This is a genomic window from Streptomyces sp. NPDC058671 (genome assembly GCF_042716475.1).
Lineage (GTDB): Bacteria > Actinomycetota > Actinomycetes > Streptomycetales > Streptomycetaceae > Streptomyces.
Genome location: NZ_JBHXSA010000001.1, coordinates 324,422 through 340,019, shown reverse-complemented (window position 1 = coordinate 340,019; position 15,598 = coordinate 324,422). Strand labels below are relative to the sequence as shown.

Here is a 15,598-nt window from a genome sequence, read left to right as displayed (position 1 = left end):
GCTGCGATCGCCTCAGTCTAACGAGCGACCCGCGAACGCCTTTGTGATCCCGGATGCTGAGACGGCCCGCTCACGGAATGATCGTGAGGTACGTCGGACCGGTCCGCTACTTCCTCAGCGGGCGGCTGCGCAGACCCAGGGGGGCGGCGATCTCCTCCAGCATCACGCGGCCCGCCTCCTCGGCGAGGTCGTCCTCGGTGATGTCCTCGTCGATGTCGAGGCCGTCGAGGGCCGCGAGGGGCTGGTCGAGGCGGACGTGGGCGACGAGGGACTGGAGGGCGCGGAGGGTCGCCGAGGCCGTCGGGCCCCAGTTGGAGAAGTACGAGAACTGCCACCACCACAAGGCCTCGCTGGTCCGGCCCGCCCGGTAGTGGGCGAGGCCGTGCCGCAGGTCGGTGACGATGGCGGCGAGGTTGTCGGAGATCCGGGCCGGGACCGGGGCCTTGCGGGGCTCGTACGGGTCGAAGACCTCGGAGAAGACGTCGACGGGCTCCAGGAGCACGGCGAACCGCTCGCGCAGGGCGTCCGCGTCGGGCTCGGGGCCCGTGTCCGTCTCGTACCGCTCGTCCGGGACGATGTCCTCGTGCGCGCCGAGCCGGCCGCCCGCCAGGAGCAGCTGCGAGATCTCCAGGAGCAGGAAGGGGACGGCGCTGTCCGGCTCGTCGCCCTTGGCGACCTCGGTGGTCGCGACGATGAAGCTCTCGATGGAGTCGGCGATCTGGACGGCGAAGTCGTCGGGGTTCTGCGTGATCGCGTGCAGCGTGGGGTCAGACATCGAGGAGCCTCCCTGAGAGCGCGCCGGCCCGGTCGTCATACATCTAGCAGCCTCCGCCCCTCGAAGGCCCGGCCGAGGGTCACCTCGTCCGCGTACTCCAGGTCGCCGCCGACCGGGAGGCCGCTGGCGAGCCGGGTGACCTTGAGGCCCATGGGCTTGATCATCCGCGCCAGGTACGTCGCGGTGGCCTCGCCCTCCAGGTTCGGGTCGGTCGCCAGGATCAGCTCGGTGACGGTGCCGTCGGCGAGCCGCGTGAGCAGTTCGCGGATCCGCAGGTCGTCCGGGCCGACGCCCTCGATCGGGCTGATCGCGCCGCCGAGTACGTGGTACCGCCCCCGGAACTCGCGCGTCCGCTCGATCGCCACGACGTCCTTCGGCTCCTCGACGACGCAGATGACGGTCAGGTCGCGGCGCGGGTCCCGGCAGATGTTGCACTGCTCCTGCTGGGCCACGTTGCCGCAGACCGCGCAGAACCTGACCTTCTCCTTGACCTCCAGGAGCGCGTGCGCGAGCCGCCGGACGTCCGTGGGCTCGGTCTGGAGGATGTGGAAGGCGATCCGCTGCGCGCTCTTGGGACCGACGCCGGGCAGCCTGCCCAGTTCGTCGATGAGGTCCTGAACCACGCCTTCGTACACGGAACGCCCTTTCAAGGGAGTGCTTGATTCTTACGGTAGTGGCTGGAAGCGAGCCTTAGTAGCCCACGGAGGCGAGGGAAGCCGGAGGCGCGGAGGCCCCCGGCCCCCGGGGGCCTCAGATGCCCAGGCCCGGCATGCCGCCCATGCCCTGCGCCAGCGGGCCGAGCTTGGCCTGCTGGAGCTGCGACGCGTTGTCGTTGGCGGCCTGGACGGCGGCCACGATCAGGTCGGCGAGCGTCTCGGTGTCCTCCGGGTCGACCGCCTTCGGGTCGATCACCAGGCCGCGCAGCTCCCCGGAGCCCGTCACGGTCGCCTTCACCAGGCCGCCGCCCGCCTGGCCGTCGACCTCGGTCGCGGCGAGCTCCTCCTGGGCGCGCGCGAGGTCCTGCTGCATCTTCTGGGCCTGCTGGAGAAGCTGCTGCATGTTGGGCTGACCACCACCGGGAATCACGGTCACTCCTGAGGTTCGGTACGTCCGTATGTCGGTACGCCGAGCCTACGTGGTCCCCGCCCGCCCTGCCTCCATCACTCTTTCGAGTGAGAAAGCGCGGGCTCCTCTACCTGATCAAGGCCCTCTTGCGGGCGGAAATCCTGGGATTCCGGGCCCATCGCCCACCATTCGGCGGTAGGAAGGGCGGGCACCACCTGCACCGCACGTCACAGAAGGTCACGAGCGCTGAGCTGAACAGAGGAGTCCCCCGGTGAGCCAGCAGCCGGAGACGCCACCACCGGGGCCCCCCGGGGGAGACGTCCACCGCGATCTGACCGGTACGCCGTTCCCCCTGGGCGACTGGGGCGAGCCGGCGGAGCGGCTCGACGAGCTGTACCGGTGGGTGGAGGCCAACGCCCTGCGCACCGTCGAGTGGTACCTCTCCGACCGGGTCCGCAAGCGCCTCTGCGCCAGGATCCTGCGCGTCGGCACGACCACCGGGGTGATCGCGGGCGCCGCGCTGCCCCTGCTCGACCTGACCGGGGTCGCCGAGGGCGCCGCGGGCCTGGGCTACCTCTCGCTGCTGCTGGGTGCGGCCTGTCTGGCCTGCGACCGGTACTTCGGTCTGACGTCCGGCTGGATGCGGGACGTGGCGACCGCCCAGGCCGTGCAGCGGCGACTGCAGGCGCTGCAGTTCGACTGGGCCTCGGAGAGCGTCCGCGAGGTGCTCGGGCCCACGGAGGGCACCGCCAGCGAGGCGGCCGAGCGGTGTCTGGGTGTGCTGCGCCGCTTCTCGGAGGACGTGACGGAGCTCGTACGGGCGGAGACGGCGGACTGGATGGTCGAGTTCCGCTCGGGTCCGGCGCCGCTGGCGCTCCAGTCGGTCGGCGTGGTGCCCACCCGGACGGAGGTCCCCCACCCCTCGGGCGCCCGTTTCCCGCTGCCGCCCGGCACCCGCCCGAACATGCCGCGGCAGCGGCCCCCGGAGGCCCGCTGAGACCCGCCGGCGCCCCCGGCGGCCCCGCTGGGGCCGGTCCGGGGGCTCGGCCTCGGCGCGCGCTCGGCTCAGCTCAGGTCGGCTCAGCCCAGGCAAGCTCAGCCCAGGCAAGCTCAGCCCAGGCAAGCTCAGCTCAGCTCAGGATGATCATCGACCCCTGCGCCAGACTCCGGGTCGCCGCCGCGTGCAGTCCCAGCCACACATGGCGCTCCCGTGCGAAGGGGCCACCGTCCAGCGGGACCGGTACGGCCGGTTCCTCCAGGGCGGTCGGGCGATCCGGCGGCAGCGGGGCCGCCGGCGGGTTCGCCGGGTCGATGCCGATCGAGGGCGCCACGTAGTGGAGTTCCCGCAGCAGCCCGTACGAGGAGCCGAGCGGTCCGCCGCCCTCCAGGAGCTCGTCGCTGGCGAGCGGCACCGGGAAGTCGACCGGCACGTACGCGCCCGCGTGGTCGTAGTGCCAGACCAGGTGCGACTGCTGGGCGGTCGACTCGAACATCTCCAGGAGCTGTTCGTAGTCGCCGCCGAGCTCGCCGACCGGCTCGACCGGCAGTCCGCACCTCTGGAGGAGGTAGGCGCGCCGCAGGAAGTGCAGGGCCTCGTAGTCGAAGCCGGCCACCGGGGCGACGTCGCCGGAGAGTCCCGGCATGTACGCGTAGACCGGCACGGTCGGCAGACCGGACGCGCTGAGCACGGCGTCGTACGAGGCGATCTCTTCGGCGAAGGGGTTGTCGGGGCTGTGGCACAGCACGTCGACGAGGGGGACCAGCCACAGGTCACAGGCCAAGGGAGGCTCGCTCTCCGTCAGTTGCGGGGGACGTGTGCGGGAGACACGTGGGGGGACAGTCGCAGGGCGTTGTGCGGGGACCGCCAGGTTAGTCGGCGCCCCACAGGCACCGTCCACCCGCTCTGGACCTGCCCCCGGAGGCCTGCCCTCAACCTCCCCGCCGCTCCAGCCGGTCCGCCCACTCCATCGACTGCGTGTTGTACTGCCGGACCACCGAGACGGCGGACTCGGCGTCGCCGCGCGTGATGGCGTCGACCAGGTCCACGTGCCCGCTCCACAGCCAGCCGAGCATGTCCGGTTCGGAGCGCAGGTAGGGCACGGAGAAGACCCAGGCCTGGACGCGGAGGCGGTGCAGGAAGTCGGCGATGTAGTCGTTGGCGGAGACCAGGCGCCCGAGTTCGCGCCAGTAGCGGATGTCGTACCCGATGAGGATGTCGAGGTCCCCGGCACGGGCCGCGCGGGCGGCCGCCTCGCCGCGGCGCCGTACGGAGACGAGAGCGACCCCGGTCCCGAGGTCGGGTTCCGTGGCCGTGGCGGGGGGCGGGGGCGCGTGGCGGCGGAAGATGCCGTCGACGACGAGCATCCGGGCCTCGACCATGCCCCGGTAGTCGTCGACGGAGTACTCGTGGACGCGGAAGCCGCGGTGCTGGTCGGAGTCGAGGAGGCCTTGCGCGCAGAGGTCGACGAGGGCTTCCCGTACGGGTGTCGCGGACACCCCGTACTGCTCGGCGATCTGCTTGACGGTGAATTCCTCGCCGGGTTCGAGACGGCCCGCGAGTACCTCGTCACGCAGCGCGTCCGCGATCTGCTGTCGCAAGGTGTTGCGGGTGACAGCTCCGCTCGCGGGCATGTTGGTCGGTCCCCTCCGTCCGGCTGCGGACACCCTAGTCCAGACGGAGGGAACCTCTCCGGTACGGCGGTTACGCGGTGTGCTCGTCGGCCACCGAGAGGGCGGCGTCGAGGGCCGCGAGGCCTTCCTTGGCCTCGGCCTCGGAGACGTTGCAGGGCGGGACGGCGTGGGTGCGGTTCATGGCGACGAGAGGCCACAGACCGTTCTTCTTCGCGGCCGCGGCGAAGGCGGCCATCGGCGCGTTGGCCTCGCCGGCCGCGTTGTACGGGACGAGCGGTTCGCGCGTCTCGCGGTTCCTGACCAGGTCGAGCGCCCAGAAGACGCCCAGGCCGCGGACATCGCCGACGGACGGGTGGCGCTCGGCGAGCTCGCGCAGGCCGGGGCCGAGGACGTTCTCGCCGATGTGGGCGGCGTGCTCGACGACCTTCTCGTCCTCCATCACCTGGAGGGTGGCGACGGCGGCGGCGCAGGCGAGCGGGTGGCCGGAGTAGGTCAGTCCGCCCGGGTAGGCCCGCTTGTCGAAGGTGGCGGCGATCTCGCCGTTGATGGCGACGCCGCCGAGGGGCACGTAACCGGAGTTCACGCCCTTGGCGAAGGTCAGCAGGTCGGGCACCACGTCGAAGTGCTCGGCGGCGAACCACTTTCCGGTGCGGCCGAAGCCCGCCATGACCTCGTCGAGGATGAAGACGATGCCGTACCGGTCGCAGATCTCGCGGACGCCGGCGAGGTAGCCGGGGGGCGGGGTCATGATGCCGGCGGTGCCGGGCACGGTCTCCAGGATGATCGCGGCGACCGTCGCCGGACCCTCGAAGGCGATCGTGTCCTCCAGGTGCTGGAGGGCCCGTGCGCTCTCCTCCGCCTCGGTGGTGGCGTAGAAGGGCGAGCGGTAGAGGAAGGGCGCCCAGAAGTGGACGACGCCGGCGGAGGCGGTGTCGGAGGGCCAGCGGCGCGGGTCACCGGTGAGGTTGATCGCGGTGTTGGTGGCGCCGTGGTACGAACGGTAGGCGGAGAGCACCTTCGTACGGCCGGTGTGCAGCCGGGCCATGCGGACGGCGTTCTCGACGGCCTCGGCGCCGCCGTTGGTGAAGAAGATCTTGTCCAGGTCGCCCGGGGTGCGCCCGGCGATGAGGCGTGCGGCCTCGGAGCGGACGTCGACGGCGAAGGAGGGCGCGAAGGTGACGAGCTTCCCGGCCTGCTCCTGGACGGCCGCCACCACGCGCGGGTGCTGGTAGCCGATGTTGGTGTAGACGAGGCCGCTGGAGAAGTCGAGGTAGCGGTTTCCGTCGTAGTCCCAGAAGTACGAACCCTCGGCGCCGGCGACGGCGAGCGGGTCGATCAGGCCCTGGGCGGACCAGGAGTGGAACACGTGCGCGCGGTCGGCTGCCTTGACGGCGGCACCGGCCTGGGGATCGGGTTCGACGACATGAGGGGTCATGCGGCCGAGGGTAGGGAACCGCAGGTGGGCCGGGCCATGGCCATCTTGTCCATCGAGACCGGGGCGGACGCGACACGTTGCTCCGCCGCTCCCGGACACGACCCCCCTCTTGACAACATGCTGTCGTAATGACAGTCTCCTGTCATGGGAACCGGGAGCGACACCACGACCGTCCACCTCGCCGTCTACGACACCCTCGCCGACTGGGAGACCGGCCACGCCACGGCGTGGCTCGCCCGCGCCGGATTCACGGTCAGGACCGTCGGTCCGGTCGCCGGAGAGCCCGTCACGACCCTCGCCGGCGTCCGGATCGTCCCCGACCTCGCGCTCGCCGACCTCCGCCCCGAGGACAGCGCCCTGCTGATCCTGCCGGGCGCCGAGAAGTACGACGAGGGTGACGACCTCGCCCCCTTCACCGCGAAGGCCCGCGCCTTCCTCGGCGCCGGGGTCCCGGTCGCCGCGATCTGCGGAGCGACCGCGGGACTCGCCAAGGAAGGCCTCCTCGACGAGCGGCCGCACACGAGCGCGGTCTCGTTCTACCTGGCCGCCACCGGCTACAAGGGCGGTGACCACTACGTCGAAGCGGACGCGGTGCGGGACGGGGACCTGATCACCGCAGGCCCGACGGAGCCGGTCGCCTTCGCCCGCGAGATCTTCGCCCGGCTCGGCGCGTACGAGGGCAAGCGGGACGCCTGGTACCGCCTCTTCCACGACTCGGACCCGACTGCCTTCGAAGAGCTGAACGCGTGAGCCGCGAGCAGCAGGACGCCCTCTCCCGCACGGCCCTCGGCGTCTTCCGCCTCAACGGCCAGTTCCTCGCCGTGTCCGAGAAGCTGGCCGGACCGGCCGGCCTGACCGCCGCCTGGTGGCAGGTCCTCGGCGCCGTCCTCCCCGAGCCCCTCCCGGTCGCCGGGATCGCCCGGGTCATGGGCATCACCCGCCAGAGCGTCCAGCGGATCGCGGACCTGCTCGTACGGGAGGGCCTGGCCGCGTACGAGCCGAACCCGGCCCACCGGCGCGCCAAGCTCCTCGCCCCCACCGAGGCGGGCCGGGCGGCGATCCGCCGCGTCGACCCCGGCCACGCGGAGCTGGCCGCCCGGCTCCTGCGGGAGCTGGGCGGCCAGGACGCCTTCGACGAGACGGTACGGGTCCTGGACCGGCTCTCGGCGGCCCTGGAGGCGGTCACCGAGGGGTAGGGCGTGACCGTTTCGCCGTCACCCGTGCGACCGAGGTCGGGAACGGGAAGAGGTCGATCCATGGCCTGGATGCGACGAACTGGCTGAAGCCGGCGGGCGCTTGGTCCGGCCTATGCTGCGCGTCATGACCACGCCAGGCCGGAACAAGGCCACCACCCTCACCGGCTGGGGCATGGTCCTCAGCGGGGCGGCCGCCGTGACCGCCTCCCTCCGGGGCGTCTCGCCGTACCCGCCGTTCCTGCCCGAACTGGCCCTCGCCGGCCTCACCGTGCTCTTCGCCGCGGCCTGGGTCGTCACCTCGTACCGGTCCACCACCCGAGACCCGCTCGGCAAGCCGTACCGCGAGACCCGCCGACCGAACCCCGTCCTGCCCTACCTCTTCGCCTTCGGCGTCCCCCTCGCCGCCCTGGCCGCGTTCATGACGGCATTCACCGTCAGCGGCCCCTACGGCCGCGAGACCGAGCGCCTTGAGCGCGCCGGATACGACCGGTTCCAGGTGAGCGTCGTCCGCCTCGCGGGCAGGCCCGCGTTCCACCCGGGCGACGAGGACCGGGCCCCGTACTACCTGACCGACCTCACCCTGAGGATCCCGTACGCGGACGGTCCGCGCGAGGTCACCGTCCCTGGCATGTACACCCGCCACAGGGCCCCTTCGCCCGGCCAGAAGGTGGACGTCTACTTCGCGCCCCGCGACCCCGGCACCGGCGTGACCGAGGACGGCGACCGCGACCGGCACAGGCGGCGGAGCATCCTCGTGCTCGTCCTGGTGTGCCCGTTCCTCCTGGCCGTCGCCATCGCCATGCGGTGGCAGATGGAGGTGGAGGCCCTGCACCGGCTGCGCAGGTTCCGCCCCGTGGTCCATCTCCCCGCGCTCGCCATCCTGCTGACCGGCCTGATCCTGCTCCTGCCGAAGGCCCTGGAGTTCGATGTGGCGGGCTTCGACCGACTGCCCGCCGTCCTTGCCTCCCTGACCCCGTTCCTGGCCCAGACCTGGGTGGCGCTCAGGAGGCGCTGAACAGTTCGGACACCGCGCTCCGCAGCAACAGCGGATGGACGAACCTGTCGGGGCCCGTCGGCGGGAAGCGCCAGGCGAGCGGCCAGGTCCTGCCCGTCAGGGCGGGCACCGGCACGAAGCTGACGTGGGCGGGACCGGCGTTGAACCGGGTCACCCCGCGCGGCCACGGTCTGCGCGCCGTCGACCCCGGCGGCACGAGGAAGTAGACCCCGCGCCGCCCGTTCGCCTCGACGACGACGGGCCCGGGATCGCCCCCGGTGAGCGCCTCCATCCAGTCCGCGAGCCGACGCCCCTCGTCGCCGTCGACGCGGACCGCGTCGAATTGCACCCCGGCCTTGCGGAGTTGGAATCCGGAAACTGGAATCCAGTCCACGATTACTTCCCGATTCTCATCATTCACGAGGACATGTTCCCGCGCCGACGCTAGCGTTTTCCACGACTGCCGAGGGCGCGTCGACAACCCCTTGACCTGCGTCAACGGCCTTTCAGGCAGTCGAATTCGGCGGGGAGCGGTTGAGACCGGTTGAGATCGGTTGAGTTCGAATGGGGATCGCGGATGGCGCGAGCGGAGAACAAGGAATCGGTGGGTCCGGCGGCGCGGATGGCGGCGGCCGTGGCGAAGCGAATGCGTATCAAGAGAGGCCTGACGCAGGACCAGCTCGGGGCACAGATGGGCTTCACCGGCGCGGCGATCAGCGCGATGGAACGGCTGATCCACCCGGTGAGCGACGACATGCTCGTGCAGCTCGAACGTGTCCTCGGCGGCGGGACGGGCGTCTTCGAGGAGATGCGGGAGCTCGTACGCCTGGAGAAGCTGCCCGAGCAGTTCCGCGGGTACGCCCCGATCGAGCAGAAGGCGGTGGCCCTGTGGCTGTACGCGAACCACGTCGTCCACGGGCTGTTCCAGACGGAGGCGTACGCGCGGGCGCTGATCTCGGGTAGTTATCCGGAGCCCACAGCGGAACGAGCCGAGGAGCTCGTCGTTGCCCGGATGGCGCGTAAGGCGCTGTTCGATCGCAAGCCCGTATGTGAAATCGAGCTGGTGCTGGACGAGTCGGTGCTGAGGCGTCAAATTGGAGACACAGAGGTCATGCGCGAGCAGCTGCTGTACCTCGCGGAGTGCGCGCGACGGAAGAACGTGAACCTTCAAGTGCTGCCCTTGGACGCGGGACTGGGCGGGGAATACGCGGGCGATCGAGGAGATCTGAACATCGTGGAGACTCCGGCCCACGACCACGTGACCTACCTGGAGATCCAGGGGGAGAGCCTGCTGATCACCGACCGGGCGAAGGTCAGTACGCACCGGCAGCGGCATGCGAAGATCCGAGCACAGGCCCTGGATCCGCGCAGGTCGCTGGGTCTCATCGAGGAGTTGGCGGGAGTACAGAGATGAGCAACACCCTGCACTGGTTCAAGTCCAGCTACAGCGACGGTGGCGGGGGTAACTGCGTGGAGGTCGCCTTCGACTGGCACAAGTCGTCCTACAGCAGGGACAGCGGCGGCGACTGCGTCGAGGTCGCCACCTGCGTCCACGCCGTCCACCTCCGTGACTCGAAGGTCGGCGACGGGCCCACGTTCGCCGTGGAGCCCGCCGCCTGGACCGCGTTCCTCGCCTGGCAGGACTGATCAGCAGTACAGGTTCGCCCCGGTGGGGACGCCCAGGATCTGGGTGAACTGCTGGTACTTGGTGACCCGGCTCTGGACCTGGGCCGGGTTCTTGCCGTCGCACTCCAGCGAGCCGTTGATGGAGCGGATGGTCTGGCCGAAGCCGGCGCCGTTGACCATGGCGTTGTGGGCGGTCATCGTGCCGGGGCCGTTCTGGGTGTTCCAGTACCAGAGGCCCGTCATCATGGCGACGGCCGGCTCGCGCTCGACCCGCCAGGGGTTGTTGAGCAGGTCGATGCCGAGGGCGTCACCGGCGGCCTTGTAGTTGAAGTTCCAGGAGAGCTGGATGGGGCCGCGGCCGTAGTACGCGGCCTGTCCCGCGGGGCAGCCGTAGGGCTGGTTGCGGTCGCAGTAGTGCGGGTAGTTGGCGGTGTTCTGCTCGACGATGTGGACGAGGCCACCGGTCTCGTGGGAGACGTTCGCGAGGAAGGCGGCGGCCTCCTGGCGCTTGACCGTCTCGCCGCCGGTGGTGGCGAAGCCGGGGTAGGACTTGAGGGCGGCGGTGAGGCCCGCGTACGTGTAGAACGGGTTCCTGTTCGGGAACATCTGGTTGAACTGGGCCTCGGAGACGACGAACCCGGAGGGGTCCGGGATGCCCCCGCCGCCGCCCGTGCCGCAGACGCCCTCGTCGCGCCAGACGTCGGAGCCGCCGGGGCGCTCGTTCTGCGTCCACCACTTCGCGTACCAGTTGTGGCCGTTGTACGAGGCGGTCATGCCGCCGGTGTAGACGCTGCCGGAGTTCCAGGCGCCCACGCAGGCGGGGGCGGCGCCCGCGGAGGCGGCGGGGAGGAGTACGGCGAGTCCGACGGCCGTACAGAGCGCGGCCAACAGGGTGACCAGTTTGCGCAGCATGCGTGCTTCCTTCCGGGTGGGGCCGGGTGGGGAAGCCACAGCGAAGCGCGATTGGTCTGAACCTGTCAAGGTCTAGACCAAAACTCGTCCCGGGCACGGGAAAGCCGCGCGGGTCCACCTGCGACCACGCGCGGCTCGTTTCGCCCGGCGTCGAACTCAGACCGGGGGAGGCCGGCTCAGATCAGCAGCACGATCCGGCCCGGCCTATGTCCCGCCTCCGCCCTGCGGTGCGCCTCCGCGACCGATTCGAGGGGCATGACGTCGGCCACCCGGGTGATCAGCTCCCGGGCCTCCACCTTCTCCAGGGTCGCCTTCAGACGGGCCGCGTCCGGCCTGGCCCGGACGGTCTCCACGCGGATGTTCCGCTCCCCCGCCGGGACGCGGTCGGGGGCGAGCGCGAGGAAGACGCCGCCGTCCTTCAGGACCGGCAGGAGCCCTTCGCCCACGAGGGCCCCGTCGAAGACCGCGTCCACCCGGTACGGATCGCCCTCGATCACCCGCGCGACCACGTCCTCCGCCGGACCCCGCGTGACGACGTGCTCCGCGCCGAGGACCCTCAGCTCGTGCTCGTCGCCCTCGTGGGCGACGGCCACCACCCGCAGCCCGGCCGCCGAGGCGAACTGCACCGCCAGTCGGCCCACCACCCCGCTCGCGCCGGTCACGACCAGCGTCGCGCCCGGCTGGAGCCTGAGCCGGTCGAGGCCCTCCAGCGCGGTCGCGGAGGCCAGCGGCACGGAAGCGGCCACGGTGAACTCCACGTCGTCCGGGATCGGGGCCAGCCACTCCGGGGCGGCCCGTACGACCTCCGCGTACGTGCCCTCGCCCGTCAGCTCGTCGTACCAGGGGATGAATCCGGCCACGCGGGTCCCCGGCGCCATCCCGGGGACGGGGTCGAGCAGCGTGCCCGCGAAGTCCGTCCCGAGGACGAACGGCGGCTTGAGGTCACCGACCGCGTCGGCGTACAGCCCGGCGCGGATCCGCAGATCCGCCTGGTTGACTCCGGCCACCTTCAGGCGCACCCGTACCCGCCCCGGGACGTCCCCGGCCTCCGGCTCGGGCCGGCGGGCCATCTGGAGGACCTCGGGTCCGCCGTAGGCGGTCACTTCGACGACACGCATGGGGGTCTCCTCGGACGGACGTCGGACGGAATGCCCCCTGGTCGCCATTACACCCACGCCCCCCACCCCCGGCAACCCCGGCCCGTCCACCCGAACGACCCGGCCCACCCGAACGGCCCGTCCACCTGAACGAACGGAGAAGTCCAGGTGGCCACCCGCTACGCCGCCCCCGCGTTCGTACAGACGTCCGTACCGTCCCGGCCATGGAGTGGATAACCGCCGAGAACGTCATCGCCCTGGGGACGGCGCTCCTCGGTGTCCTGGTCTCGGTCGCGGTCGTCTGGATCGACCGGATCTCGCCGCAGCGCAAGCGGCTCGGCTACCGCGTCCAGCTCAACACCCCGCTCCACCGGGAGGAGAACCGGGACAGCGAGGTCATGACGGTGCGGGAGGGCCAGGTGGTCGGGATGGCCCCGCCCGCCAACGAGTCCACGCTCGTCCTCCTCCGCATCGAGAACGACCGGGACCTCGACATCAGCTCCGAGGACTACGGCGCCGCCGCCCACCCCCACGGGCTGCGGATCACCTTCGGCGAGCGGAACGTCGAAGGGGTCGTCGCCACCGTCCCGGCCGGTTGGGTCTCCGTACGGGACGACCTGGAGCGCACCCCCCGGCTCGGCCGCGACGGCAGCGCGGTCCTCGTCCCCAAGGTGGCCCTGGAGCGCGGCCAGTACTTCAAGCTGCTCGTGCAGCTCTCCGGCCGGGTCGCCGACAAGGACATCAAGATCGAGGGAACCCTCCAGGGCGGCTCGATCTGGCGCAACAGGAGCACCACCCCCGACGAGAAGGCCGCCCGGTTCAGCCCCACGGCCCGCAACGTCACCATCATCCTCACCGCCTGCGTGATGGTCCTGGCCTCGATCATCGTCCGGGAGCAGACCCCGCCGCCGATCGGCTGCGCCGAGGGGAGCCTCACCGTCACCGGTTCGACGGCCTTCGCCCCCGTCCTACGCAAGGTCGCGGAGGCGTACGAGAAGGACTGCGAAGGCTCGACGGTGGTCGTCGACGCGCACGGCTCGACCTCCGGGATCCGGGAACTCGCCGCCGCCGGGGCGAAGACCCCCAAGGGCTCCCCCGCCGTCATCGCGCTCTCCGACGGACGCAGGCCCGGCGGCTACCCGCAGCTGCGGGAGAGCATGGTCGCCGTCTCCCTCTTCACCCTCGTCCTCAACGACGGCATCCCCGCCGACGACCTCACCCTCGACCAGATCCGCCGCCTCTACCGGGGCGACATCACCAACTGGAACGCCCTGGTGCCCAGCGTGGACCAGCCGGTCCTGCTCGTCAGCCGCGACGCCAACTCCGGTACGCGCGAGGTCTTCCAGCGCCGAGTCCTCGGCCGCAACGAACCGGCCAACTCCTCCCGCGACTGCGAGAACCTCGACGACCCCGAGGCCGAGGTCATCCGCTGCGAACTCGACTCCACCGAACAGGTCCTGTCCACCGTCGCCCGGCTCCCCGGCGCCATCGGCTACACCGAACTCCGCTCCGGCAGCGGCCTGAAGGGCCTGCACCGGGTGGCCGTCGACGGACGCAGAGCCGTCCTCGACGAGATCGGCGAGTCCAGCTACCCCTACCGGGAGATCGAGTACGCCTACACCTGGGGCGACCCCCCGGCCGACTCGCTGACCTCAAGCTTCCTCACCTACCTGAGCCGGGGCAGCGGCCAGGACGTCATCCGCACCCACGGCCACCTGCCCTGCGCCACCCCCAAGGGGCTGCGGATCTGCGGCGACGGCTGACGCCGGGTCTGGCATCCTCTTTCGACGTGGACCCATTGAACGCGGAAGACCCGGTCAGCATCGGCCCGTTCCGTCTGCTCGGCCGCCTCGGCGTCGGCGGGATGGGCCGGGTGTTCCTGGCCCGCTCGGCCGGGGGACGGACCGTCGCGGTGAAGGTGGTGCACTCCGAGCTGGCCGCCCAGGACGAGTTCCGGCGCCGGTTCGCCCGCGAGGTCGCCGCCCTGGAGCGCGTCGGCGGGACGGGCACGGCGCCCGTACTCGGCTCGGACACCGCCGCGAAGTCGCCGTGGGTGGCGATCGGGTACGTGGCGGGGCCGTCGCTGCGGGCCGTCGTCGGTGACGAGTTCGGGCCGCTGCCGTCCGCGACCGTGAAGGCCCTGGCCGCCGGACTCGCCCGCGCCCTCGTCCACATCCACACCGCCGGGCTCGTCCACCGCGACCTGAAGCCGTCCAACGTGCTGCTCACCGTCGACGGGCCCCGGATCATCGACTTCGGCATCGCCCGCGCCGTCGACACGGTCGCCGAGGGCGGCGACCTCACCACCACCGGGGCGGTCGTCGGCTCACCCGGCTTCATGTCGCCGGAGCAGGTGCGGGGCGAGCACCTCACCCCCGCGTCGGACATCTTCTGCCTCGGCTCGGTCCTCGCCTACGCGGCGACCGGCCGCTCCCCCTTCGGCACGGCGGACAGCGGCGTCCACGCCACCATGTTCCGCATCGCCCACGACGAGCCCGACCTGACGGATCTCGCACCCGAACTGTCCGGGCTCATCCGCGCCTGCCTCGCCAAGGACGTGACGGGCCGCCCCTCCGCCGCCGAGATCGCGGAGACGCTGCCGGTACCGGACCCCTGGCTCCCGGCGGACATCCTGACCCGGCTCGGACGGCACGCGGCGCGACTGCTGGAGGCGGAGACGGAGGCGGAGACGGGGACGGCGACGGGCGCGAGGGCGGGTGGCGGGGCGGGGGCCGGGACCGGGGCTGGGGCTGGGGCCACGAACAGGACGGGGGCCGGGCCGGGCACGGGGTCCGGAGCGGGCGCGGGGTCCCGGCCGGGGGGTGCCGTAGCCGCCGCCGGGGACCCGGCCCCGCCCACGCCCCTGCCGTCCACCGCCTCCACGGCTCAGCAGCCCGCGCCCGTACGACGGGGACGCCGTACCGCCCTGGTCGCCGCACTCGCGGCCCTCGCGGTCGCGGCCGCCGCCACCGCCACGTACACCCTGTGGCCCGACCCGGGCGCCGGTGGCGACGGGCAGAAGAACCGGGGGGCCGGCGGGACGGTCGGCGGCTCCGCCCGGCCCGCCGGGATCGTCCCCGCCGCGTTCCTCGGCGCCTGGGAGGGCGTCCTCCAGGGCTCCCCCGACCATCCGAGGGAGACCAGCCGGATCGAGATCTCCCAGGGCGCGGCCGGCACCAAGAACGCCGTCTACGTCCAGGTCACGGAGAACCGGTTGTGCATGGGCCGCTCCCGGCTCGTCTCGGCCGACGAGGACAAGGTCGTCCTCGGCGAGTCCGACGTGACGACCAGCGTGCCCCCGCAGCGCTGCACGCCCGCCGCGCACCAGACGCTCACCCTGCGCTCCCCCGACGTCCTGGAGTGGACGTCGGGAGCAGCGAAGGCCACCTTCCGCAAGGCACCCACCGGCACCGAGGTGGTGCCCGCCCGCTTCCTCGGCCGCTGGTCCCGCATCCCCGCCCCGGAGATCTACGGCGAGAACGACGACCGCTACACCTCCGAGGTGACGATCACCCAGGGCCCGGTCGGCGCCCCCGTCGTCGGCGTCGTCAACGGCTACCCACGCGTCGTCGACGGCGTACCCACCTCCGAGGACTGGTCCTGCGGCACCACGGCCGTCCTCGCGGGAGCCGGCGCCATGCTGGTCGTCGGCCCGGCCACCCGGGACACCGACGCCTGGGACCACGAATGCCAGGAAGGCCTCTCCGGCTACCTGGTCGTCGACAGACTGAAGGGCAGGGACCGGCTCCTGATCTACCCGATGCTCGACGGCGAACCGAACGAGTACCACCGCTCCTGAACGACGCACGCCGCCCGCGCCCCGGGAAGGAGGCGCGGACGGCGTGCGTCGTCGTGCGTCGTCATGCG

At 71.8% G+C, this 15,598-nt stretch carries 17 protein-coding genes; 8 read left to right on the top strand and 9 right to left on the bottom strand.

All coding sequences use genetic code 11. From position 1 onward, the window contains the following. Positions 1-106: 106 nt before the first annotated feature. The 3 genes from ACFWV2_RS01535 to ACFWV2_RS01525 all read right to left on the bottom strand — a co-directional run bounded on the left by ACFWV2_RS01535 (position 107) and on the right by ACFWV2_RS01525 (position 1,861). Entirely contained in the window at positions 107-775 is a 669-nt protein-coding gene (locus tag ACFWV2_RS01535; RefSeq protein ID WP_360788749.1) for a DUF5063 domain-containing protein, read from the bottom strand. Positions 776-810: 35 nt separating this feature from the next. Further along, positions 811-1,410 (bottom strand): recombination mediator RecR, encoded by a 600-nt coding sequence (gene recR, locus ACFWV2_RS01530; RefSeq protein ID WP_384399993.1) that lies wholly within the window; start codon positions 1,408-1,410, stop codon positions 811-813. A gap of 115 nt (positions 1,411-1,525) precedes the next feature. After that, positions 1,526-1,861: a YbaB/EbfC family nucleoid-associated protein gene (locus ACFWV2_RS01525; RefSeq protein WP_384399990.1), complete on the bottom strand. Its 336-nt coding sequence runs from the start codon at positions 1,859-1,861 to the stop codon at positions 1,526-1,528. Between the two features lie 250 nt (positions 1,862-2,111). Here ACFWV2_RS01525 and ACFWV2_RS01520 point away from each other — a divergent pair, with 250 nt between their 5' ends. Then, positions 2,112-2,837: an SLATT domain-containing protein gene (locus ACFWV2_RS01520; RefSeq protein ID WP_384399987.1), complete on the top strand. Its 726-nt coding sequence runs from the start codon at positions 2,112-2,114 to the stop codon at positions 2,835-2,837. A 133-nt stretch (positions 2,838-2,970) separates the two neighbouring features. On the opposite strand, the gene ACFWV2_RS01515 is transcribed toward ACFWV2_RS01520, so the two are convergent. The 3 genes from ACFWV2_RS01515 to ACFWV2_RS01505 all read right to left on the bottom strand — a co-directional run bounded on the left by ACFWV2_RS01515 (position 2,971) and on the right by ACFWV2_RS01505 (position 5,906). Beyond that, positions 2,971-3,621: a hypothetical protein gene (locus tag ACFWV2_RS01515; RefSeq protein WP_384399984.1), complete on the bottom strand. Its 651-nt coding sequence runs from the start codon at positions 3,619-3,621 to the stop codon at positions 2,971-2,973. A gap of 148 nt (positions 3,622-3,769) precedes the next feature. After that, on the bottom strand, positions 3,770-4,471 hold the full coding sequence (locus ACFWV2_RS01510; RefSeq protein WP_384399981.1) for a GntR family transcriptional regulator: 702 nt from the start codon (positions 4,469-4,471) through the stop codon (positions 3,770-3,772). A gap of 70 nt (positions 4,472-4,541) precedes the next feature. After that, entirely contained in the window at positions 4,542-5,906 is a 1,365-nt protein-coding gene (locus ACFWV2_RS01505) for an aspartate aminotransferase family protein (RefSeq protein WP_384399978.1), read from the bottom strand. A gap of 144 nt (positions 5,907-6,050) precedes the next feature. Here ACFWV2_RS01505 and ACFWV2_RS01500 point away from each other — a divergent pair, with 144 nt between their 5' ends. From ACFWV2_RS01500 to ACFWV2_RS01490, 3 genes are all read left to right on the top strand, one after another. Next, the gene (locus ACFWV2_RS01500; RefSeq protein ID WP_384399975.1) at positions 6,051-6,656 is read left to right on the top strand and encodes a DJ-1/PfpI family protein; all 606 of its coding nucleotides are present in this window, start codon (positions 6,051-6,053) and stop codon (positions 6,654-6,656) included. Beyond that, entirely contained in the window at positions 6,653-7,102 is a 450-nt protein-coding gene (locus tag ACFWV2_RS01495; protein ID WP_384399972.1) for a MarR family winged helix-turn-helix transcriptional regulator, read from the top strand. Before ACFWV2_RS01500 ends, ACFWV2_RS01495 begins: the two co-directional genes overlap by 4 nt. Before the next feature lie 124 nt (positions 7,103-7,226). Beyond that, positions 7,227-8,117 (top strand): DUF3592 domain-containing protein, encoded by an 891-nt coding sequence (locus ACFWV2_RS01490; protein WP_384399969.1) that lies wholly within the window; start codon positions 7,227-7,229, stop codon positions 8,115-8,117. On the opposite strand, the gene ACFWV2_RS01485 is transcribed toward ACFWV2_RS01490, so the two are convergent. Then, positions 8,104-8,517 carry a hypothetical protein gene (locus tag ACFWV2_RS01485; RefSeq protein ID WP_384399966.1) on the bottom strand — a complete coding sequence of 138 codons (414 nt, stop codon included), beginning with the start codon at positions 8,515-8,517 and terminating at the stop codon, positions 8,104-8,106. The genes ACFWV2_RS01490 and ACFWV2_RS01485 overlap by 14 nt on opposite strands. A 156-nt stretch (positions 8,518-8,673) precedes the next feature. On the opposite strand from ACFWV2_RS01485, the gene ACFWV2_RS01480 reads away from it, so the two are divergent. Beyond that, on the top strand, positions 8,674-9,510 hold the full coding sequence (locus ACFWV2_RS01480; RefSeq protein WP_384399963.1) for a helix-turn-helix domain-containing protein: 837 nt from the start codon (positions 8,674-8,676) through the stop codon (positions 9,508-9,510). After that, the gene (locus tag ACFWV2_RS01475) at positions 9,507-9,743 is read left to right on the top strand and encodes a DUF397 domain-containing protein (RefSeq protein WP_384399960.1); all 237 of its coding nucleotides are present in this window, start codon (positions 9,507-9,509) and stop codon (positions 9,741-9,743) included. The genes ACFWV2_RS01480 and ACFWV2_RS01475 overlap by 4 nt, the downstream gene beginning before the upstream one ends. Here ACFWV2_RS01475 and ACFWV2_RS01470 read toward each other — a convergent pair whose 3' ends face one another. Then, the gene (locus ACFWV2_RS01470) at positions 9,744-10,634 is read right to left on the bottom strand and encodes a glycoside hydrolase family 19 protein (protein WP_384399957.1); all 891 of its coding nucleotides are present in this window, start codon (positions 10,632-10,634) and stop codon (positions 9,744-9,746) included. 176 nt (positions 10,635-10,810) lie between these two features. Continuing rightward, on the bottom strand, positions 10,811-11,752 hold the full coding sequence (locus ACFWV2_RS01465) for an NADP-dependent oxidoreductase (RefSeq protein ID WP_384399954.1): 942 nt from the start codon (positions 11,750-11,752) through the stop codon (positions 10,811-10,813). A gap of 203 nt (positions 11,753-11,955) precedes the next feature. Here ACFWV2_RS01465 and ACFWV2_RS01460 point away from each other — a divergent pair, with 203 nt between their 5' ends. Both ACFWV2_RS01460 and ACFWV2_RS01455 read left to right on the top strand, forming a co-directional pair. After that, positions 11,956-13,494: a substrate-binding domain-containing protein gene (locus tag ACFWV2_RS01460; RefSeq protein WP_384399951.1), complete on the top strand. Its 1,539-nt coding sequence runs from the start codon at positions 11,956-11,958 to the stop codon at positions 13,492-13,494. 26 nt (positions 13,495-13,520) lie between these two features. After that, positions 13,521-15,530: a serine/threonine-protein kinase gene (locus tag ACFWV2_RS01455; protein ID WP_384399948.1), complete on the top strand. Its 2,010-nt coding sequence runs from the start codon at positions 13,521-13,523 to the stop codon at positions 15,528-15,530. Positions 15,531-15,598 lie beyond the last annotated feature (68 nt).